Annotated in this window: 18 protein-coding genes; 3 read left to right on the forward strand and 15 right to left on the reverse strand. The window is 64.4% G+C overall.

Features of this window, described 5'->3' with window-relative positions; all coding sequences use genetic code 11:
* Positions 1-184: 184 nt before the first annotated feature.
* A complete protein-coding gene (locus tag ACT3UA_RS05020) occupies positions 185-469 on the reverse strand; it encodes a hypothetical protein (RefSeq protein WP_255248379.1) in 285 nt (94 codons plus the stop codon).
* 143 nt (positions 470-612) lie between these two features.
* On the opposite strand from ACT3UA_RS05020, the gene ACT3UA_RS05025 reads away from it, so the two are divergent.
* Positions 613-2,403, forward strand: a complete 1,791-nt coding sequence (locus tag ACT3UA_RS05025; protein WP_096284754.1) for an HNH endonuclease signature motif containing protein — start codon at positions 613-615, stop codon at positions 2,401-2,403.
* A gap of 111 nt (positions 2,404-2,514) precedes the next feature.
* On the opposite strand, the gene glpK is transcribed toward ACT3UA_RS05025, so the two are convergent.
* From glpK to ACT3UA_RS05040, 3 genes are read right to left on the reverse strand one after another with little or no spacing between them, the layout of a single operon-like run.
* A complete protein-coding gene (gene glpK, locus ACT3UA_RS05030; protein WP_096284756.1) occupies positions 2,515-4,035 on the reverse strand; it encodes a glycerol kinase GlpK in 1,521 nt (506 codons plus the stop codon).
* 17 nt (positions 4,036-4,052) lie between these two features.
* Positions 4,053-4,784 carry an MIP/aquaporin family protein gene (locus ACT3UA_RS05035; RefSeq protein ID WP_096284758.1) on the reverse strand — a complete coding sequence of 244 codons (732 nt, stop codon included), beginning with the start codon at positions 4,782-4,784 and terminating at the stop codon, positions 4,053-4,055.
* 54 nt (positions 4,785-4,838) lie between these two features.
* A complete protein-coding gene (locus tag ACT3UA_RS05040) occupies positions 4,839-6,518 on the reverse strand; it encodes a glycerol-3-phosphate dehydrogenase/oxidase (RefSeq protein ID WP_255248380.1) in 1,680 nt (559 codons plus the stop codon).
* Positions 6,519-6,596: 78 nt separating this feature from the next.
* On the opposite strand from ACT3UA_RS05040, the gene ACT3UA_RS05045 reads away from it, so the two are divergent.
* Together ACT3UA_RS05045 and ACT3UA_RS05050 are read left to right on the forward strand one after the other, a co-directional pair.
* The gene (locus tag ACT3UA_RS05045; RefSeq protein ID WP_255248381.1) at positions 6,597-7,634 is read left to right on the forward strand and encodes a sugar-binding transcriptional regulator; all 1,038 of its coding nucleotides are present in this window, start codon (positions 6,597-6,599) and stop codon (positions 7,632-7,634) included.
* Between the two features lie 9 nt (positions 7,635-7,643).
* Positions 7,644-8,510 (forward strand): alpha/beta fold hydrolase, encoded by an 867-nt coding sequence (locus ACT3UA_RS05050; protein ID WP_096284762.1) that lies wholly within the window; start codon positions 7,644-7,646, stop codon positions 8,508-8,510.
* A 7-nt stretch (positions 8,511-8,517) separates the two neighbouring features.
* Here the strand turns inward: ACT3UA_RS05050 and ACT3UA_RS05055 are convergent, their stop codons facing one another.
* From ACT3UA_RS05055 to ACT3UA_RS05105, 11 genes are all read right to left on the reverse strand, one after another.
* On the reverse strand, positions 8,518-10,479 hold the full coding sequence (locus ACT3UA_RS05055) for a primosomal protein PriA (protein WP_096284764.1): 1,962 nt from the start codon (positions 10,477-10,479) through the stop codon (positions 8,518-8,520).
* 7 nt (positions 10,480-10,486) lie between these two features.
* Positions 10,487-11,692: a methionine adenosyltransferase gene (metK, locus tag ACT3UA_RS05060; RefSeq protein ID WP_096284766.1), complete on the reverse strand. Its 1,206-nt coding sequence runs from the start codon at positions 11,690-11,692 to the stop codon at positions 10,487-10,489.
* 77 nt (positions 11,693-11,769) lie between these two features.
* Positions 11,770-13,005: a bifunctional phosphopantothenoylcysteine decarboxylase/phosphopantothenate--cysteine ligase CoaBC gene (gene coaBC, locus ACT3UA_RS05065; RefSeq protein ID WP_096284768.1), complete on the reverse strand. Its 1,236-nt coding sequence runs from the start codon at positions 13,003-13,005 to the stop codon at positions 11,770-11,772.
* 67 nt (positions 13,006-13,072) lie between these two features.
* Complete coding sequence (rpoZ, locus tag ACT3UA_RS05070) at positions 13,073-13,333, reverse strand: DNA-directed RNA polymerase subunit omega (RefSeq protein WP_444615655.1); 261 nt, start codon at positions 13,331-13,333, stop codon at positions 13,073-13,075.
* A gap of 10 nt (positions 13,334-13,343) precedes the next feature.
* Complete coding sequence (gene gmk / locus ACT3UA_RS05075) at positions 13,344-13,907, reverse strand: guanylate kinase (protein ID WP_096284772.1); 564 nt, start codon at positions 13,905-13,907, stop codon at positions 13,344-13,346.
* Positions 13,908-13,910: 3 nt separating this feature from the next.
* A complete protein-coding gene (gene mihF / locus ACT3UA_RS05080) occupies positions 13,911-14,246 on the reverse strand; it encodes an integration host factor, actinobacterial type (protein WP_047119171.1) in 336 nt (111 codons plus the stop codon).
* A 133-nt stretch (positions 14,247-14,379) separates the two neighbouring features.
* On the reverse strand, positions 14,380-15,213 hold the full coding sequence (gene pyrF, locus ACT3UA_RS05085) for an orotidine-5'-phosphate decarboxylase (RefSeq protein WP_096284774.1): 834 nt from the start codon (positions 15,211-15,213) through the stop codon (positions 14,380-14,382).
* On the reverse strand, positions 15,206-18,484 hold the full coding sequence (carB, locus tag ACT3UA_RS05090; RefSeq protein ID WP_096284776.1) for a carbamoyl-phosphate synthase large subunit: 3,279 nt from the start codon (positions 18,482-18,484) through the stop codon (positions 15,206-15,208). The genes pyrF and carB overlap by 8 nt, the downstream gene beginning before the upstream one ends.
* Entirely contained in the window at positions 18,484-19,653 is a 1,170-nt protein-coding gene (gene carA / locus ACT3UA_RS05095; RefSeq protein WP_096284778.1) for a glutamine-hydrolyzing carbamoyl-phosphate synthase small subunit, read from the reverse strand. Before carA ends, carB begins: the two co-directional genes overlap by 1 nt.
* On the reverse strand, positions 19,654-20,163 hold the full coding sequence (locus ACT3UA_RS05100; RefSeq protein WP_096284780.1) for a PH-like domain-containing protein: 510 nt from the start codon (positions 20,161-20,163) through the stop codon (positions 19,654-19,656).
* Positions 20,156-21,460: a dihydroorotase gene (locus ACT3UA_RS05105; protein ID WP_444615656.1), complete on the reverse strand. Its 1,305-nt coding sequence runs from the start codon at positions 21,458-21,460 to the stop codon at positions 20,156-20,158. The genes ACT3UA_RS05100 and ACT3UA_RS05105 overlap by 8 nt, the downstream gene beginning before the upstream one ends.
* Positions 21,461-21,467: the final 7 nt, after the last annotated feature.

Raw genomic sequence — 21,467 nt, forward strand, 5'->3', positions numbered from 1 at the left:
CCGCTCTTAGACTAGGTCGCGCTGAAAATGCATACAGCGATTCTATCGCAGTTCCAGCCGCAGAGGTGCATCGATGAAGTGCGCGCTGCGCCACGGCAAAAACGGCATGCCCACGATCGCTTCCCCGGCCGCCGGCTGGCACCGCAGCCCAATGAACCCCCTACCCGTCGGCAAACATGGATCCCTACGCTTCGACGCCGCGGATACTCGGCGAATCCAGCAGCCCGTGCATGGGGCCGATCCGTTCGATCATGGCGGGCAGCGGCCTGGTAGCCGTCGAGGAACGCGCTGAGATCCGCCGGGTCATTGCCCGAAAAGCCTGCGCGGCATAGGCCAAGTCCCCCAATCTGGTACTCGGCTCGCTAGCATCCCAGTCGATGAACACCCAGCGCTCCCCTGGCCAGATTCCACGGGGCCAGATCGGGCTGTCGAAGTCCTCGCCCAACGCGGACCATTCTGCCGCATGCATCCAGCCCAGGGGCTCCCCGCTGGATACGAAATGCCGGGGGTTTCCATCGCGCCCAAGGCCGGCGCAAGAAATATTCCGCCACGCTATCCACAACCCGCGGACGAAGCCGCGGCGCAGGGCCGCCCCGGCGTAATCATGGAGGCATGAACACGCCAGCACTCATCTCAGCGCTGCACACCCTGTGCAGGGCCCCGCTTCAGCTCGGGGCGCACCTCACCGGTGCCATGCTCGTGCGCCTGGGGATCCTCTGTCTGGCCTTGTTCACCGCCATCGGCCAGCTGGTCCACCAGACCCGCGACCCGCGCCTGGTCCTGGCCCATGCGGATCTGGTCGAGAAGTTCTCCCAACAGGTCCACCTCGCCCAGCTCACCACCGCACTGGATGCAGAGGCCAGCGGCGCGCACGCGCTCAGTCTGGAAACCTACGACGGGCTGCGCGACGGCACCTGCAGCTTCGAGGCGCAGCCCGAACTAGCCGCCGGCCGCACCTGCTATCAGAGCACCGGCGATCTGCTCGCCGCCTGGCTTGGACTGAATTACTTCGAGGCCCAACGCCGTATCGACGATGCCCACCTGCTCATCGGCCGCCGTACGCCGCAAGGCACGATCTGCGAGCCGCGCTTCGCCCAGCTGGCCGAGGTCTATGCCAAGGGCGGCGCCGACCGCCGCAGCATCGCAGCCACCGCACGTCGCCTGGAGAAGCTCGAAGCCACCGACACCACCTTCGACGGCGTGCCCACCGAGCTGAAGGCGCGCGGCACCGACGGCCGCTTCCTGGAGGAGCATGCCGCCGAGTCACTGCGGAGCCTGGGGCCAGATGAAGCACGCAAAGACATCAGCTCCCGGATCAGTCTCTACAAGCAGCTCAAAGGCGACAAGCTCCCACCGAAGCTCGGGCTGTTCATCGGCCCGGTGGTCCAAGGCGTGCACGAATTCACCCTTCGCACCCTAGCCACGCAGGCCCAGCTGATCCGTTCGATCGCCGTGCAGGCCAGCGCCCCGCGCACCAAGGCCGGCCAGGCAGCCCGGACCCCCGTGCAGCCCGATGGCAGCACCGAAGCAGCCGATCAGCCCGCCACCGAGCCAACGGCTGCCCGGGCGGCGGAATCCGCCGAATCTATCGACCGGTCCGGCACCGCCGAGGAACCAACAGCCGGAGCACCAACATGGCTGCGCACCGAAAATCCCATGCCCGACTGGGCCCGCGCAGCGGAAGAACCCTCCGGAGCCAAACCCGAGCTGCCAGCGGACGATGCTGAAGCAACGCCCGGGAAGAGCATCCCGGCCAACGCAGAAGTTGCCTCGGACCGCGAGGAGGTCAGCGTCGCACTGCGCAGGCTCAACGCGCTCATGGCGATTCTCGCCACCCCCGCAGGAGGCAAGGCCAAGGCGGTCATCCCGCGATTCATTGTCTACATGTGGCTCAGCGATCTGCAGAATCTGGACCGCGCTTATGGGACTACTTCCAACGGCGTTCGGCTCCCGCCCGGCGAGCTCAGACGGGCTCTTGCCAAAGCCAATGTGATCCCCGTGGTGCTCGGCGGCAACAGCCAACCCCTGGACATGGGAAGATCCAGACGCTACCACGAGGGCTACGTGCGGGCGGGTGTGCTGGCGCGTGATCGCGGATGCATTGTGCCCGGCTGCACCACGGCTCCCGATCACGTGGAGATCGATCACTATAAGCTGCCCTGGGCCGAGGGTGGCACCACAAGTGTTAAATCCGGGGCGGCGGTCTGCCCCGATGGCCACCATAGCCGCCATCTCGGACAGCTTAAGATCGTGGACGTCAACGGCCTGCCGCACGTCATCCTGCCTCCGCATCTGGACCCGGAGCAGAAACCGCGGCGCAACACCTATTGGGATGCGCTGCAGCTCGGTGATGCTCCCGACCCCGATGTAGCTGGTCCGGAGCCACCGGAGAACGACGAGTGATGTCCCGGCGTTGAGGGTTAACGACAGCGGGACCCCGAATCAACGATTATCAGTTGATTCGGGGTCCGCTGCTATCGGCTCATCGACAAGGTCGAGGGCGGCGAGGCCGAGTTAGGCCTTCGTGTCCTCATCCACCCAATCGAAGGTGCGAGTCACTGCCTTCTTCCAAAGGCGCAGGCTGCGCTCGCGCTCTTCTTCACCCATGGCCGGTTCCCAACGCTTGTCCTCGGACCAGTTGGTTTCCAGCTCGCCCAGGCCCTTCCAGAAGCCCACGGCCAGGCCTGCGGCATATGCGGCGCCCAATGCCGTGGTTTCGGTAACCTTTGGACGGACCACCGGGACACCTAGGATGTCCGCCTGGAACTGCATCAGGCTCTCGTTGGCAACCATGCCACCGTCAACCTTCAGCTCGGTCAGAGGCACCTCGGCGTCGGCGTTGACCGCATCAAGCACCTCGCGGGTCTGGAAGGCGGTGGCCTCCAGCGCCGCGCGGGCAATATGGTTCTTGTTCGCGAAGCGGGTCAGGCCCACAATGGCGCCACGAGCCTCGGCACGCCAATACGGGGCGAACAGGCCCGAGAACGCCGGGACGATGTAGACCCCGCCGTTGTCCTCCACCTTGGCCGCCAGCTCTTCAATCTCGGGAGCCGTGGCGATCATGCCGATATTGTCACGCAACCACTGCACCAGCGAACCGGCCACGGCGATCGAGCCTTCCAAGGCATAGACCGGAGCGGCATCGCCCAGCTTGTAGGCCATGGTGGTGAGCAAACCGTTAGAGGAATGCACGATCTCGGTGCCGGTGTTGAAGATCAAGAAGCAACCGGTGCCGTAAGTGTTCTTCGCGGTACCGGCGGTGAAAGCGGCCTGGCCGAAGGTGGCTGCCTGCTGGTCGCCCAGGATGCCGGCCACGGGTACTTCGCGCAGCAGCTGATTGCCGGCCACGGTGCCATACACCTCTGAGGAAGAGCGAATCTCGGGCATCATCGAAGCTGGCACACCGAAGTCCGCCAGGATCTGCTCATCCCAGGTCAGCGTCTTCAGATCCATGAACAGGGTGCGCGAAGCGTTGGTCACGTCGGTGACGTGCACGCCGCCGTCCACGCCGCCGGTCAGGTTCCACAGTACCCACGTATCAGTGGTGCCGAAGATCAGGTCGCCGGCTTCGGCACGCTCCCGAGCGCCTTCGACGTTGTCCAGGATCCACTTGATCTTGGTTCCGGAGAAATACGTGGCCAGTGGCAGGCCGACGCGGTCCTTGTAGCGGTCGACTCCCCCGTCCTTGGCCAACTCGTCGACGATGTCCTGGGTGCGGGTGTCTTGCCAGACGATCGCGTTGTACACCGGCTTGCCGGTGTTCTTGTCCCAGACCACGGCGGTTTCGCGCTGGTTGGTGATGCCGACAACTTCGATGTCGTGGCGGGTCAGGTTTTGCTTGGACAGGGCTTGGCCGATGACTTCTCGGGTGTTGTTCCAGATTTCCGCTGCGTCGTGCTCAACCCAACCAGCGGCCGGGAAAATCTGTTCGTGCTCCAGCTGGCCTACCGAGACAACCTCGCCTGCATGATCGAAGACGATGGCTCGGGAACTGGTCGTTCCCTGGTCAATGGCGATGACATATTTTTCACTCATGATTCACATCTCTCTTTCTAGAACAGGAAGCCGGCAGCGACGCCGCCAAGTAGACCACCGATGACCGGACCGGTGATGGGCACCCAGGAGTAGGCCCAGTCGGAAGAACCCTTGCCCTTGATAGGAAGGATAGCGTGTGCTAGTCGCGGACCGAGGTCACGGGTCGGGTTGATGGCGTAGCCGGTAGCTCCACCGAGGGACAGGCCGATGGCCACCACGAGCAGTGCGACCGCTAGCGGGCCGAGCTGGTGCGGGGTCTTTCCCAGACCGGCGATGACGAAGACGAGCACAAACGTGCCGAATACCTCGGTGACGACGTTCCAGCCATAGGAGCGGATCGCCGGACCGGTGGCGAAGACGCCAAGCTGGCTGCCGGCGTTCTGCTTGTCATCGAGGTGCTTTTTGTAGGCCAGCCAGACGCCAACGGCGCCAAGGAAGGCACCAACGAGCTGCGCCAGGAAATAGAGCATGGTGTTGGCGAAGGTGATGGCGACGCCCGGTGCGTATTCGGTGATATCTGGGTTGATCATCAAGCCCAGGGTCACCGCAGGGTTCAGGTGAGCACCTGAAATACCGGCGATCCAGACACCGCAGTAGACGCCTAGACCCCAGCCGAAGCTGATGGCAAGCCATCCGGCGGCGCTACCGAGGGTGCCTTTCAACGCGACGTTGGCGCAGACACCGCCGCCCATGAGTAGGAGAATGAATGTGCCGGCTAATTCGGCAAGAAACACGTGAGTGGACAACATTGACCTCTTAGTGATTTCGTAGGCCGACGGCAACCTGCCGCCGGCCGGTGCAGGTTACGCGAGGATGACCCCATGGCTATCTGCAAGTACCGAGAGCGAATGGTCGATCTCGGCTTCGGTCTGGGACTGATCCCAGCCCATTGGCGTCACGAGGTGCGAGGCGACCTCGATGACCAAACTTTTGGTGACCAGCCCGCGGAAGGCGAGGTTGGTGCGCCGGATGAACACGTCGATCAGGCGACCGACCTGCTCATGCTCGGCTAAGTAGGCAAGTTCTTCAACGGACAGTTCGCTGCTGTGCTCCAGGAGCTGCTCGTGCTGGCCGAGCTGCTCCAGCACGCTGTCGGCCCCGGTGCCGTAGCGCTCGAGCAGCACGCGCAGGCGTGAATGCGGCGCACGCTGCTCGCGGGCGGCATACCAGGCGGCAAGTTCGCCGTCGTTCTTCGGGAAGTTCTTGCCTCCGCCGATGGCCACACCTTCGGTGCTGACCTTCGCGCTTTCGCCCAGGAAATCCAACGCCTTGCCCCCGAGGTTCTCGGCCAGCGCGCGGAAGGTGGTCCATTTGCCGCCGATCAGCGAAAGCATCGTAGTGCTATCGGTCAGGCGGGTTTCCTTCACCTGGTAATCGCGCGAAACGAAGCCCGGAGCGGTATCGTCGTGGTTTGGCAGCGGACGCACGCCGGAGAACTTGTAGACGATATCTTCCTTGGCCACCTCGATCCGCGGGAAGACCTGTTGGATCAGGTCGAAGAAGTAGTCCACTTCCGCCTCGGTGCACACCGCAGGATCACGCATATCGTGTTCCAGGTCGGTGGTGCCCACCAGGACGCGGCCGAGCATCGGGTAAATCAGCACGATGCGGCCGTCTTCGTTTTCGAAGAAGATCTCACGCCCGCCGGTGGCGGCAAGCAGTTCCGGGTGGTCCAGCACGATGTGCGAGCCCTTGGTGCCGCCGGTCCATTTGGTTTCCTTGCCAAGCTCCGCGTTGGTCAGGTCAACCCAGGCGCCGGTGGCATTGATGATGACCTCGGCGTCGAAATCAAATTCCGCGCCGCTGAGCACATCGCGCAATTTCGCGGTTCCCGATTCAACGCCGGCAAGCTCCACGTAGTTCGAGGCGCGCGCTTGGTCGCTGGCCTTCAGTCCGTCGCGCAAGACGTCCAGGGTGAGCCGCTCGGGGTTATGCACCGAGGCGTCGAAGTAGGTGGCGGTGTACTTCACATCGTCGCGCAAAGCGGGCAGATCCTTGCGGGCGGCCTTGGCTCCCTTGAAGTTATGCCATGGGGTATTGCGTCCGCCGATGCCGGCGAAGACGTCATACATGATCAGGCCGGCCTTGATCAGCGCCGCACCTCGTTCGGTGGGCTTTCCCGACTTGTGGCTCAAGAAGCGCATTGGAGCGCTGAGCATGCCGGAGAAGGTGGAGAAGATCGGAATCGTGGTCTGCAGCGGTTTCACATAGTGCGGGGCGATCTCCAACAGGGAGTTGCGTTCCTGGACCGATTCGTGGACCAGACGGAACTCTCCGTTCTCCAGGTAGCGGATGCCACCGTGGATCATATGCGAGCTGGCACCCGAGGCGCCTTGGCAGTAGTCCCCGCGTTCCACCAGCGCCACATCGATTCCCTGCATCGCCAGGTAGCGGAAAGTTGCTACGCCATTGATGCCGCCGCCGACAACGAGCACGCGCGCCTTTGGCCGTGCACGAAGTTGCTCTAGCTGGTCCCGATTCACGATTACATGCCCCTTTATTGACGATTGGTACGTGTCAACAGTTAGTCTGGTCACCATGGAACGAAACGGTCAAACGAAATGCACAAACGTGCAGAAAAGGTCCCATTGATGCAGATATCCCCCAGCTCCGGTCCGTACAAACTGCCAAATCCTGGCACATCCGTGCAAGCCAGCCCCAAAGCGAAGGATGCGTTGCGGGCGGCCCAGCTGTATTACCTGCAGGACATCAAGATGGAGGTAATCGCCCGTGAACTCGGGGTTTCACGCTCCACGGTCTCCCGCCTGCTCGCTCATGCCAAACGCACCGGCATGGTGTCGGTGAAGATCAACCCTTCCGCAAATATGTCCGCGCTGCTCGGCAACCAGCTCGCCGAGCAATACGGGATCAGCGTGCATTTGGTGCCTACCGACGGTTCGATGGACGATACCGAACTCCTCCAACGCGTGTCGGCGCACGCCGCCTACCACTTGGGCACCATGGTCTCCTCATCGATGACCATTGGCGTGGCCTGGGGGCAAACCATGCAAGCGGTTTCCGCCGCCTTGAACAGCCATCCCACCCATGATTCGGTGGTCGTCCAATTGAATGGGGCCGCCAACCCGGTATCCAGCGGTGTGCGCTATGCAAGCGAAATCCTCACCCGCTTCGGCCAGGCCTTCACCGCGCGCACCGAACAGTTCCCGGTCCCGGCCTTCTTCGACAAGGCCAGCACGCGGGAAGCGATGTGGCAGGAAACTTCCGTGCGACGCGTGCTGAATATTCAGGAGGAAATGAACCTGGCGGTCTTCTCGCTCGGCGCGGCCGACTCAAAACTCGCCTCCCAGGTGTACCGCGGTGGTTACCTGAGCGAAGCCGAAACGAGGCAATTGCGAGAGAAGGGTGTGGTGGGCGACGTGGCCACCGTGTTCTTCGACAAGCATGGAAATGACGCAAAAATCGAGATCAATGCCCGGGCTACCGGCCCCACCCTCGCCGCGCTGCGCCAGGTGCCACGGCGCTTCTGCGTGGTGGCCGGCCGAGGCAAGATCAACGCCGTTCGCGGCGCACTCAATGGCGGGCTGATCACCGAACTGGTCATAGACGAGGGCACCGCGATGGCCCTCTTGGACGGGTAGGCTTAAGCTATGAGCCCACGCACCGAATTGGTCACCACCCACGCCCTGCACGGCTCGAACACCAGGGTCTTCAGCTATCCGGCCAGCACCGCAAGCAGCGCCGGGGTCATCTTTGCGATCCATGGATTCCGCGGGGATCATCACGGACTGACCCGGATCATCGAGCAGCTGCCGCAATATACGATCATCGTGCCGGACCTGCCGGGGTTCGGCGCATCCACCTCGATGCAGCTGGCTCACGACGTCGACGGCTATGCCCTGGCGCTCAACGACCTGGCCGACGAACTTCACCTGCCGGCGCACAGCATCTTGCTCGGGCATTCCTTCGGCTCGCTGGTCGCCGCCAAACTCGCCACACAGCGCGGCTTCTCCGCCCTGCTGCTGCTCAATCCCATTTCCGAGTTGGCCCTCGAATCCTCCCAAGCCTTCATCGCCAAGCTCACCGGCTGCTACTACACGCTGTGCGCCAAACTCCCTGCGCCCCTTGGCGAGGCGGTGCTCCGCTCGAAGCTCTTCTCCGACGCGATGAGCCTGGTCATGACCAAAAGCAAGGATCCGGCAATGCGTGCGTACGTGCGCGAGCAACACCGCGCCTACTTCGGCGGTTTCCATTCACGCGACACCCTGGCCCAGTCCTACCAAGCATCGATCAGCTGCACGGTGGGCGGGTACGCCGGGACAATCGGCATCCCGGCCTTGCTGGTTGGCGGCATGCTCGATGAGCTGGGCACCGCGCAAACCCAGGAAACCCTGCGGGCGAGCTTCGCGCACGCCGAACTGGTGATGCTCGAAGACGTCGGACACCTGATCCACTACGAAAAAGCACCCGAGACCGCCGCGGCGATCACCAAATTCCTGGCTCGGATCGACGCCTAAACGGGGATCAGAGCACCTCGTCGGGATCCACCGCGATATTGACCACCGGGTCCTTGGCCGCGGACATCCGCGCGCGCAGGGCGCGCAGCGCCGAGGTCACTGCCGCTCCCTCGGCGTAGGAGTAGAAGACCACATAACGGTGTTCGATCGGTGGCCCGTCGATAATGGTCGGCCCATGGATTTGAAGCCGTTCGCGCATTGCCGGGTCCAGTGCGGCGATCAGCCGTTCGGCCCCGGGGCCGGAGATCACGGCGCTGCGCACCGCTGGCGGCAGGCCAAGTTCACGCCGCTCCCCCAGCTCCCGCTCGGCAAAGCTCGCCGGGTCGTACCTGACCAGCGCGGCCCCGGCCGGGCTGGGCGTTCCGGTGAGCACCACGACCCCGGAGCTGCTGGCCAGAGAGGCTGCGGTGAACCACCGGCTGAGCACCTCTTCGGTGTTGCGCAAGGAGTCATGGGCCATCATCTTGTCGGCGTCCAAGAGGAGCACCGCACGGTATCCGGCTTCCACGAAGGGTTCGACCCCCGGAGTGGCGACGACAAGCGCCGGCTTGCCGCTCAGCCGGCGCACCGGCTTCGCACCGGTGGAGGAAATCACCGGCACCTTCGGGAAGGCGAGGCCCAACTCGTCGGCGGTGCGGTCGGCGCCGATGCTGGCGGCGCGGATGCGCGGAGAGCTGCACTCTGCGCACCGGTACTCGCGATACTGCTCTCCGCACCATTTGCAGGCCACATGATGACCGGAGCCGCCCAGCTGCAGCGGACCTTGGCATTGCGGGCAGCGCGCGAGCGTGCGGCAGTCCTGGCAGGCTAGAGCGGGCATGAACCCGGTGCGGGCCACCTGGACCAGCACCGGGCCGGTTTCCAGGGCCTTGGTGGCCTCACGCCAGGCGAGGGACGGGATTCGGGCCCGGGCCAGCACCGGATCTCGTTCCAGTTCAAAATCATTGGTGGTCGCCACCACGCGGGCGGTGTGTGCGCGTAAAATCTCACGCGGCATCTTCAACTCGATGGCCCAGCCGGTAGCGACCAGGCGTTGGGCCTCCACCGAACGTGATGGCGAGGCGATCAGCAACGAGCAGTTTCCGTGCGTGCTGCGCAACAACGCCACCTCGCGCGCATGCTGGTAGGGCGCGCGTTGCTCGCGATGGGATTGGTCCGAATCCTGCCACAGCACGATCAGCCCGAGGTCCGGCACGTGGCATTGGGCCGCCGAACGGGTGCCGATCACGATGTGCACGTGGCCGCCGATGGCGCGCAAGAAATTCCGGTAGCGCGGAGTCGGCCCGTCATCGGCCTGCAAGCGCGCATAGCAATCCTTGCCATAGTGCTCGTCCAGATGCTCGGCTAGGCGTTCCAGATCGCTGGCATCGGGCACCAGGAGCAGGACCCGTTCCTTGCGCGCCAGCACCGGGCGGCAGGCATCCAGCAGGAATCCTGGCCAGGAGCCAAAGAAGTTCGGCACCCAGGTGGCCACCGCCCGCAACGTGTCCCCATTGGCCCAGGCTTGCAGCGCTTGGGCGCCCTGCTCGTAGTGCTCTAGCTGATTCGGTGATTCGGGCAGGGTGGGCAGCTGGTCGAGCAGCTCTTCTTTTTCCACCTTCGCCGCGCGCGGCGGCACCGCAAGGCGCACCACATCCCACACGGTGCCGGCATAGCGGTTGGCCACCAGCTCGGCGACCTCGAAGACCGGACGGTGCAATACAACCTGGTCGCTGACTAGTTTCGCCAGCGCCTTCAGCTTGATTGGCGAGGGATGGTCTTCGAGGATTTCGGTGATGAACCCGGGCAGCTGCTGCGGGCCGAAGGGCACCTTGACGCGCGCACCCACTCTCGCGCCTTGAACCATCGAGGGCGGCACCTCATAGTCGAAGAGCCGGTCCAGGTGCGGGACCGAAGAATCAATCAGCACCCGGGCAACCCGTTTGATACGGGCCGGCTCGGGTGCTGAGATCAGGGCATCCTGCTGCACCTGGTTCCTAGGCGTTGAACCAGTTGCGCAACGCGTCCACGCGGTCCAGACGCTCCCAGGTGAAATCGTTGTCGTCGCGGCCGAAGTGGCCGTGCGCGGCGGTCTTGCGGTAGATCGGACGCAAGAGGTCCAGATCTTCGATAATGCCCAGCGGGCGCAGGTCGAAGATCTCGTTGATGGCGTGGGTGATCTTGGCCGGGTCAACCGTTTCGCTGCCGAAGGTCTCCACATAGAGTCCCACCGGACGCGCCACGCCGATGGCGTAGGCCACCTGCACCTCGGCGCGGCGGGCCAGGCCTGCTGCGACGACGTTCTTGGCTACCCAGCGCATCGCGTAGGCCGCCGAACGGTCAACCTTCGAAGGGTCCTTGCCGGAGAACGCGCCACCACCATGGCGGGCGAAACCACCGTAGGTGTCCACGATGATCTTCCGGCCGGTCAACCCGGCATCCCCCACCGGACCGCCGATGACGAACGGGCCCGAAGGGTTCAGAATGATTTTCACGTTCGAGGTATCCAGATCCACGCGCTCCAGAATCGGCGCAACCACCTCTTCGGCGAGATCGGCCTTCAGCGTCTCCAGCTCGTACTCGGCGGCGTGCTGGCTGGAAACCACCACGGTATCCACCGAGACCGGGGTGTCCCCGTCGTAGCCGATGGTCACCTGGGTTTTGCCGTCCGGTCGCAGCAACGGCATGCGTCCGTTCTTGCGCACCTGGGTCAACCGCTCGGAGAGGCGGTGAGCGAGGAAGATCGGGGTGGGCATCAGCGAATCGGTTTCATCCGAGGCGTAGCCGAACATCAGGCCCTGGTCGCCGGCGCCCTGCAGGTCGCGCGGCCCCTCGGCGGTACCCTCGCGGGATTCCAGCGAGTTGAACACGCCGTCGTGGATTTCCTGGGACTGCTGGCCGATGGAGACCGACACGCCGCAGCGGGCGCCGTCGAAGCCGTTGGCCGAGGAGTCATAGCCGATATCCAGGATGGTGCTGCGCACGATCTCGGGGATCTCGACATAACCGTTGGTGGTTACCTCGCCGGCCACATGCACCAGTCCGGTGGTGGTCAGCGTTTCGACCGCAACCTTGGAGTTCGGATCCTGCGCCAGCATGGCGTCGAGGATTGCATCCGAGATCTGGTCGCAAATCTTGTCCGGGTGTCCCTCGGTGACGGATTCCGAGGTGAAAAGACGAAGTTCGGGGCTAGTTGAAGTCACCTTTTTACTCTATCTGGTCTGACCGACCGATTGCTTTTAGTTGCGACGTTACGTGACCAAGCGCTATATGGCGCGGCTCACTTTGTGACGCGTGAATGTCCGATTATTGCGTCGGCGATCTGCTCTATGACGACCCGTGCCACGTCCAGCTTGCTTCCCTGGGCCTGCACGCTGGGCGCCTGCGAGGCGAAAAGCACCTGAACGCTATTGGTGTCCTCCCCGAAGGTCAGCTGCGCGCCGACCTCGTTGACCACCAGCATTTCGCAGCCCTTGCGTTCGAGCTTGGAGCGGCCGTAGTCCAGCACGCTGCCGTGCTCATCGCCCGTCTCGGCGGCGAAGCCAACGATCAACCCGGGCAGGGTGGCGTCCGCGGAACGCGCCTGGACCACCTCGGCAAGGATGTCCGGATTGCGCACCAGGGTGATCACCGGGGCGGAGTGCTCGTCGCGTTTCTTGATCTTCGAATTCTCGATGGAAGCCGGTCGGAAGTCGGCGACGGCCGCGTTCATGATCAGCACATCGTTTCCCGGCGCTTCGGCAAAAACCGCAGCACGCAGTTCCAGTGCGCTGGAGGCGTGGACCAGGCGGACCCCATGCGGGGCCGGAACCTCAAGGTGCGTCGCGAGCAGCGTCACCTGCGCACCGGCATCACGGGCGGCCTGCGCCAGAGCGACGCCTTGGCGGCCCGAGGAACGGTTGCCCAGGAAGCGCACCGGATCCAGCGGCTCGCGCGTGCCCCCGGCGGTAATCAGGACGCGCTGTCCGGCCAGCAGGGGGGTGCTCAGCAATGGCGCGATCTCGGCGAGGATCTCTTCGGGCTCCGGAAGCCTTCCGGGGCCGGTGTCCTTGCCAGTCAGGCGCCCGCTGGCGGGTTCGATAACCTTCACTCCGCGGCCGCGCAGCGTGTCGACATTTGCTCGTGTGGCCGGGTGCTGCCACATTTCGGTATGCATGGCCGGGGCCATTACCACCGGGGCGCGCGTGGCAAGCAGCGTGCCGGTCAACAGATCATCGGCGATCCCGGCCGCGGCCTTGGCCATGATATCCGCGGTGGCCGGGACGACGAGCACCAGATCTGCCTGCTGGCCCAGACGCACGTGGTTCACCGATTCGACGGCGTCGAAGACCTTGGAGGTCACCGGGTTGCCGGAAAGGGCCTCCCAGGTGGCGTTGCCTACGAAGTTAGCCACGTTCTCGGTGGGGATCACGTCCACGTGATGCCCGGCCTCGCGCAGCAAGCGAAGCAACAACACTGACTTATAGGCGGCGATCCCGGCCGAGACGCCCAAAACGATACGCTTCACGCAGTTCATCCTTGGTGATTTATAACCTGGTGGTTAAAGAAAAAGATGGCGTCCGCTCGGGACGCCATCTTTGCTATTAGTCTTCGGTGGCCTCGGCCCGCGAGACCTTGAGCAGCTGATTGTCCAGTTCGCGAAGTGCGATGGTCAATGGCTTCTCATTCAACTTGGTCTCAACCAATGGACCAACATACTCGAACAGGCCTTCGTTCAGCTGTGCGTAGTAGGCGTTGATCTGGCGTGCGCGCTTGGCCGAATTCAGCACCAGCGCGTACTTCGAGTCGTTGGTCTCAAGCAACGAGTCGATCGATGGGTTAATGATTCCCTCTAGATTGGACACAGGACTCCCTTTAGTCATTCTTCAGCCCCATGAGGGCAACAAGCTCTTCGGCGGCACGTGGAACATCGTCATTAACGATGGTTACATCGAATTCCGATTCGGCCGCAAGTTCCAGTTTAGCGGTTTCTAGCCGGCGCTGCTGCTCTTCGGCGGTTTCGGTACCGCGCCCGATCAGCCGGCGCACCAATTCGTCCCAGGATGGCGGGGCCAAAAAGACGAACTTCGCATCGGGCAGCGTCTCTTTAACCTGCCTCGCGCCCTGCAAATCTATTTCCAGCAGTACTTTCTTGCCGTTGGCCACCGCGTCATTAACCGTTGAGCGAATGGTGCCGTAGCTATTGCGCCCGTGCACCACCGCCCATTCCAGCATGTCGTCGTTGTCCACCAGCTGATGGAACTTTTCCGGGCCCACAAAGAAGTAGTGGACTCCATCTTGTTCCCCCGGCCGAGGCTCCCGTGTCGTTGCCGACACCGAGAGCCAGACATCAGGATAATTGTCACGGATGTAGGTAGAGACGGTGCCCTTGCCTACGGCCGTAGGGCCGGCTAGAACGGTTACCGACGCAGCGGTCATTGACTACACTTTCGTTTTTGGCGGAGATTGTTTGAAGTGTTCGGTGATTGCCGTGCGCTGCTTGCGTCCCAATCCGCGCAAGCGACGCGAAGGGGAAATGCCAAGACGCTCCAGCAGATTCGCTGCGCGCACTTCGCCGACACCCGGCACCGACTCCAAGAGGTCCATGACACGCATGCGTCCCACAGCCTCATCTTCGTATACCAAGTCTAGTACCTCCGTGATGGAGATTTTGCCGGCACTGAACTGGGCTTTAATTTCCGCACGGCGGGTGCGGGCGGCCAATGCCTTGGCGCGGGCCCGGATGCGGTCTTCGTCTGAGAGTTCTCGCAGTACCATCGTTCAGCCATCCTTAATGTGTAGTGGACTATGGCTATGTTGTGAACATAGCGATCAAACGCGGTTTTTGCAAGAGTAATCGCGTTGTGGCTACCAGAAACTGTAATAGCCACAACGCGATTCTGCTATTTATTTAGCCGGCGGCCAATAATTCATCGCGTACTTGCAACGCTTTTGCGCGCAATGCGTTTACACTAGGCCCGGCCTGGAGGATGTCGCGGCTGCTCGTGCCTAGCACCTGGCGGTAGCTGCCGGCGAAAGCGGTGGCGATATCCTGTGCTGTAGCCCCTTGGGCGCCGAGACCCGGGGTGAGCAAGGGAGCCTTGGTCAGACTCAGGTCGATGCCCAATTTCTTGGGGGCATCTCCGATCGTTGCGCCGACCACCAAGCCCACATGGCCCATATCTTCAGCATCCGCATTTTCGGCACTGACTTGGTCAATAATCGATTTTGCAACCGACTTTTCCCCGCCTACATGCTGCACGGAGGGCCCCTCCGGGTTCGAAGTCAGCCCCAAGACGAACACTCCGCGACCGGTCTGCGCGGCCAGGTCTATGGCCGGGCGCAGGGACTCGTAGCCCAGGTATGGGCTCAGCGTCACCGCGTCGCTGGCCAGTGGCGAGGCATCGTCCAACCACGCGGTCGCATAGGCTGCCATGGTCGATCCGATGTCGCCACGCTTGGCATCCGCGAGGGTTAAAATTCCCGCGGATTTTGCTGCGCGCAGAGTTTCTTCCAGGGCGGCGAATCCGGCCGAGCCAAATCGCTCATATAAAGCGACCTGCGGCTTGAGAATTGCGGCCGCCCCGGCCATGGCTTCCACCACGGTCAGTGAGAAAGATCGCACTCCGGCGGCGCTGTCCTCCAGCCCCCACGCCCGGAGCAGCCCCGGGTGCGGGTCGATGCCCACACACAGGGGCCCCGAGGCCTCCATCGCCGCCCGAAGGCGGGTTCCGAAGTTAGGCATTGCGGGCCCCGCGCAGGTTCTTGTCGTGCTCCTGCAAGCTGGTGACGTCCCACTCGTATTCGCGCAGCGCGTCGATGGCCTGCACACAGGCGCCGAACTCGGCCACGGTGGTGATGATCGGGGTGCCCACCGAAACGGCGGCGGCACGGATCTCGTAGCCGTCCCCACGGGCTTCGGAGCCCGTCGGAGTATTCAGGATCAGGCCGATCTGGCCGGCGTTGATCAAGTCCACGATCGACTCGCCGCCTTCGTGGACCTTGCCCACCACCTGGGTCGGGATGCCGTTGCGGCGCAGCACCTCGGCGGTGCCGCCGGTGGACAGGATCTCGAACCCGATGTCGGCCAGGTGCTTGACCGGGATCACGATGGAGCGCTTGTCGCGGTTGGCGACCGAGACGAAGACCTTGCCGCCGGTAGGCAGCGGGTTGTTCGCCGCCGCCTGGGACTTGGCGAAGGCGGTGTCGAAGTACTTGTCGATGCCCATCACCTCGCCGGTGGAGCGCATCTCAGGGCCCAGCAGCGAGTCGACGACCTTGCCCTCCGGGGTGCGGAAGCGAGCGAACGGAAGCACCGCTTCCTTCACCGCGATCGGTGCCGAATCCGGCAGGTGGGTGCCGTCGCCGGTGGCCGGCAGCGAAGTGCCGCGCATTTCGGCGATGCTGTGCCCGACGCCGATCAGGGCGGCGACCTTGGCCAGCTGCACGCCGGTGGCCTTCGAGGTGAACGGCACGGTGCGCGAGGCACGCGGGTTCGCCTCGATCACGTAGAGGATGTCGCTTGCCAGCGCGAACTGGATGTTGATCAGCCCGCGCACGCCCACGCCCTCGGCGATGGCCCGGGTGGCTGCCGCCACGCGGTCGCGCACATCCGGGCCCAAGGTGATCGGAGGCAGGGTGCACGACGAGTCGCCGGAGTGGATGCCGGCCTCTTCGATGTGCTCCATGATGCCGCCGATGTACAGGTCGGTGCCGTCGAACAGGGCGTCCACGTCGATCTCGATGGCGTCTTCCAGGAAGCGGTCCACCAGCACCGGGTGGTCCACGGTGATCTCGGTGGCGTTGGCGATGTAGCGCTCCAGATGCGCCTCGTCATACACGATTTCCATGCCGCGTCCGCCGAGCACGTAGCTCGGGCGCACCAGCACCGGGTAGCCGATGGAGTCCGCAATGGCCTTCGCGTCGGAGAAGGACACCGCGGTGCCGTTCTTCGGGGCGATCAGCCCGGCGTTGTCCAGCACCTGCTGGAAGGCGCCGCGGTGCTCGGCCAGGTCGATGGCCTCCGGGGAGGTACCCAGGATCGGCACGCCGGCGGCCTTCAGCTCGGCGGCGAGCTTCAACGGGGTCTGCCCGCCCAGCTGCACGAAGACGCCGAGCACCCCGCCGGACTGCTCTTCGGCGTGGATGATTTCCAGCACGTCTTCCAGGGTCAGCGGCTCGAAGTACAGGCGGTCGGAGATGTCGTAGTCGGTGGACACGGTTTCCGGGTTGCAGTTGATCATCACGGTGTCGTGCCCGGCGGCGCGCAGCGCCATCACCGCGTGCACGCAGGAGTAGTCGAATTCGATGCCCTGGCCGATGCGGTTCGGCCCGGATCCGAGGATGATCACCGAAGGCTTCTGATGCGCGACCACCTCGGTTTCCTCGTCATAGGTCGAGTACATGTACGGGGTGAACGCCTCGAACTCGGCAGCGCAGGTGTCCACGGTCTTGAAGACCGGGCGCACGCCCAGCGCGTGGCGGATCCCGCGGATGACCGCCTCGGACTTGCCGGTCAACGCCGCGATCTGCGCGTCGGAGAAGCCGTGGCGCTTGGCCTCGCGCAATAGCTCCTCGGACAGGTCCTTGTTCGCGGCGATCAGCTGCGCGGTCTCGTTGATCAGCGCCAGCTGATCCAGGTACCACGGGTCGATGGCGGTGGTTTCGAACAGGCGCTCGATGGACACTCCGGAGAACAGCAGGCGCTGGACCAGCGACAGGCGCTCGGTCGAGCCCTTCACGATGGAGGCCAGCACGGCCTCGTGCTCCGCTTCCGGGATCGGCTCGAAGGACAGCTCGGAGCCCTTCTGCTCCAGCGAGCGCAGGGCCTTCTGCAGCGCCTCGGTGAAGTTGCGGCCCAGGGCCATCGCCTCGCCGACGGACTTCATCGTGGTGGTCAGGGTCTTGTCGGCCGCCGGGAACTTCTCGAAGGCGAAGCGCGGAACCTTGACCACCACGTAGTCCAGGGCCGGCTCGAAGGAGGCCGGGGTCTTCTTCGTGATGTCGTTCGGGATCTCATCCAGGGTGTAGCCCACGGCCAGCTTGGTGGCGATCTTGGCGATCGCGAAGCCGGTGGCCTTGGAGGCCAGCGCACTGGAGCGCGAGACGCGCGGATTCATCTCGATGACCACGACGCGGCCGGTGTCCGGCTCGATGGCGAACTGGATGTTGCAGCCGCCGGTGTCCACGCCGACTTCGCGGATGACCGCGATGGAGATGTCGCGCAGGTTCTGGTATTCACGGTCGGTCAGCGTCATCGCCGGGGCGACGGTGATCGAGTCGCCGGTGTGCACGCCGACCGGATCGAAGTTCTCGATGGAGCAGACGACCACGACGTTGTCGTTCTTGTCGCGCATCATCTCCAGCTCGTATTCCTTCCAGCCCAGGATGGACTCCTCCAGGAGCACCTCGGTGGTCGGCGAGTACTGCAGCCCGGCGCCGGCGATGCGGCGCAGGTCTTCGGCGTTGTAGGCCATGCCCGAGCCCAGCCCGCCCATGGTGAACGAAGGACGCACGACCACCGGGTAGTTCAGGATCTCGACGGCGGCGAAGGCCTCCTCCAGGGTGTGCACGATGACCGACTTGGCGGACTCGGCGCCGCAGCGCTCGACAACGCCCTTGAACTTCTCGCGGTCCTCACCCAGCTCGATGGCTTCGATATTCGCGCCGATCAGCTCGACGTTGTACTTTTCCAGGGCGCCGGACTTGTCCAGCGCGATGGCGGTGTTCAGCGCGGTCTGGCCGCCCAGGGTGGGAAGGATCGCATCCGGGCGTTCCTTGGCGATGATCTTCTCCACAACCTCCGGGGTGATCGGCTCGACGTAGGTGGCGTCGGCGAATTCCGGGTCGGTCATGATGGTGGCCGGGTTGGAGTTGACCAGGATGACCCGCAGGCCCTCCTCCTTGAGCACGCGCAGGGCCTGGGTGCCGGAGTAGTCGAATTCGGCCGCCTGGCCGATGACGATCGGACCCGAACCGATGACGAGTACTGAGTTGAGATCGGTGCGCTTAGGCATTACTTGCTGTCCTTATCTGCGGCGGAATTCATCGCGGAAACGAAACGGTCGAATAGGTAGGCGGCATCGTGGGGGCCGGATGCTGCCTCCGGGTGGTACTGCACGGAGAACGCCGGGATGTCCAGGCAGGACAGGCCCTCGACCACGCGGTCGTTCAGCGAGAAGTGCGAGACCTCCACCTGGCCGAAGCGGGCCACCGGTGCGGTGACGGCTCCCTCCAGCGGCGCGTCGACGGCGAAGCCGTGGTTCTGGCTGGTGATCTCCACCCGCCCGGTGGACTTGTCCATCACCGGCTGGTTGATCCCGCGGTGCCCGAAGCGCAGCTTGTAGGTGTCGAAGCCCAGCGCGCGGCCCAGGATCTGGTTGCCGAAGCAGATGCCGAAGTACGGCATGCCGGCATCCAGCACGGAGCGGACCAATTCCACCTGCCGGGTGGCGGTGGCCGGGTCGCCGGGGCCGTTGGAGAAGAACACGCCGGTGGCGCCGGTGGCCTTGATATCCTCCAGGGTTGCATCGTGCGGCAGCACGTGCACGCGCAGTCCGCGCTCGGCCAGGCGGCGCGGGGTCATCGACTTCATGCCCAGGTCCACGGCGGCGACGGTGTGCAGCGGTTCGCCGGTGTAGCCGTGCTCGGCCGGTTCAACGGTGTAGGCCTTGTCCACGGAGACCTCGGCGGAGATGTTCCGTCCGGCCATCGCGGGCTGCGCCTTGACCAGCGCGACGAGCTCCGCCTCGGAGCGGTTGGCCTCCTCGCCGGAGAAGATGCCGGACTTCATGGCGCCCGCGTCGCGCAGGTGGCGGGTCAGCGCCCGGGTGTCCACATTGCGGATGCCCACGATGCCGTAGCCGACCAGGTCCTCGTCCAGGGTGCGCTCGCTGCGCCAGTTGCTAGGACGGCGGGCCGCGTCGCGGACCACATAGCCCGAGGGCCACATGCGCTTGGACTCCGGGTCTTCGCTGTTCACGCCGGTGTTGCCTACGTGCGGGAAGGTCTGGACGACGATCTGGTGCGCGTAGGACGGGTCGGTCAGGGTTTCCTGGTACCCGGTCATACCGGTGGTGAACACTGCTTCGCCGAGGGTCGTGCCCACGGCGCCGTAGCTGCGTCCACGGAAGATGCGGCCATCTTCGAGTACCAACACTGCTGGTAGGTTGCTCAGGGAATTCACTTAGTTTGTCTCCTGCTCGGCCGCGTCGGCTTGGTGCGACGCCAGCAACTGATAAATCTTGGCGGTGTCCTCGTGGTAGCGAGGACGGAATCCGGTGTCGAAGGTGAAATCATCCTTCACCCAGGTGATCACGATCAGCCCGTCTTTTTCGACGAACTTTCCGACCATGCCCGAGGAGCGGGCCACCTTCACGTAGGCGGTCCAGGGAATGTGCACATCGCTGGTGCCCGGGCGCATCAGGTGGATGCCGGCCTCGCCGAGCTCCAGGCTGGCATTGGCCCGGACCCCGAGCTGATGCACGGCGATCCGGTCAAGCCAGTCCTCGAACCGGGTGGTGGCCACGTACATGCCCTCGAAGCTGTGCTCTCGCCGGTCCGCGAACCCGGCGTAGGGTGCCGGGATGCCGGACTGCCGGCGTTTCATATTGCGCCAGCCGATCAGGATCAGCGCACAGAACAGTACGACGATCCCGATGGTGACCAGCGCCGAGGTGAGTTCGCCGCTAGTCATTGGCTACCCGCGGGCTGGCCAGCGCGCCATCGAGCACCGTGGCGTGGCCGTGGTAGAAGGTGGCATGCACCGCTCCGGGCAGCTCCATGCCGGCGAACGGCGAGTTGCGCCCCTTGGTGGCCATGGCGGCCGGGTCGACGATCCAGCGCGCTGCCGGATCGACCAGGGTCAGGTTGGCCGGCTCCCCCACGGCGATGGGCCGGCCCTGATCGCTCAGGCTGCCGATCTCCGCCGGGGTCTGCGAGGTGATCCGGGCGACGTCGGCCCAGGAAAGCAGTCCGGTCTCCACCAAGGTGTGCTGCACGATCGACAGGGCGGTCTCCAGCCCCGTCATGCCCATCGCGGCCGCTCCCCATTCGCAGTCCTTGGCCTCGGAGGGGTGCGGTGCGTGGTCGGTGCCGATCACGTCGATGGTGCCGTCGGCGACGCCGGCGCGCAGCGCCAGCACGTCCTCTTCGCGGCGCAGCGGCGGGTTGACCTTGAACACCGGGTCGAAGGTCTTGACCAACTCATCGGTCAGCAACAGGTGGTGCGGGGTGACCTCGGCGGTGACCTGGATGCCGCGGGCCTTGGCCCAGCGGATGATCTCCACCGAGCCGGCGGTGGAGACGTGGCACACGTGCAGGCGCGCGCCGACATGCTCGGCCAGCAGCACGTCGCGGGCGATGATCGACTCTTCGGCCACCGCCGGCCAGCCGGCCATGCCGAGCACCGCGGAGACCTCTCCCTCGTTCATCTGCGCACCCTCGGTGAGCCGTGGCTCCTGGGCGTGCTGGGCGATCACCCCGTCGAAGGCCTTCACATATTCCAGCGCGCGGCGCATCAGCAGCGGGTCCGAGACGCAGATGCCGTCATCGGAGAACATGCGTACCTTGGCGCGCGAGTCGGCCATCGCGCCGATTTCGCTCAGCTGCGCGCCGCCGAGGCCCACGGTGACCGCACCCACCGGGCGGACGTCCACCCAGCCGGCCTTGCGGCCCAGTTCGTAGACCTGCTCCACGACGCCGGCGGTATCGGCCACCGGGGTGGAGTTGGCCATCGCGTGCACCGCGGTGTAGCCGCCCTTGGCGGCGGCCTTCGACCCGGTCTCCACCGTTTCGGCGTCTTCGCGGCCCGGTTCGCGCAGGTGGGTGTGCGGGTCCACGAGGCCCGGCAGCAGCACCATGCCGGCGGCGTCGATCACCGTGGCGCCCTCGGCCGCGGTGATGGTGCCGATCTCGGCGATCTTGCCGTCACTGATCAGCACGTCGGCGCGTTCGCCACCGAGCACGGAGGCCTGTCGAATCAAATACGTCATAATCAGT

It is taken from the genome of Glutamicibacter sp. 363, from assembly GCF_052379505.1.
Lineage (GTDB): Bacteria > Actinomycetota > Actinomycetes > Actinomycetales > Micrococcaceae > Glutamicibacter.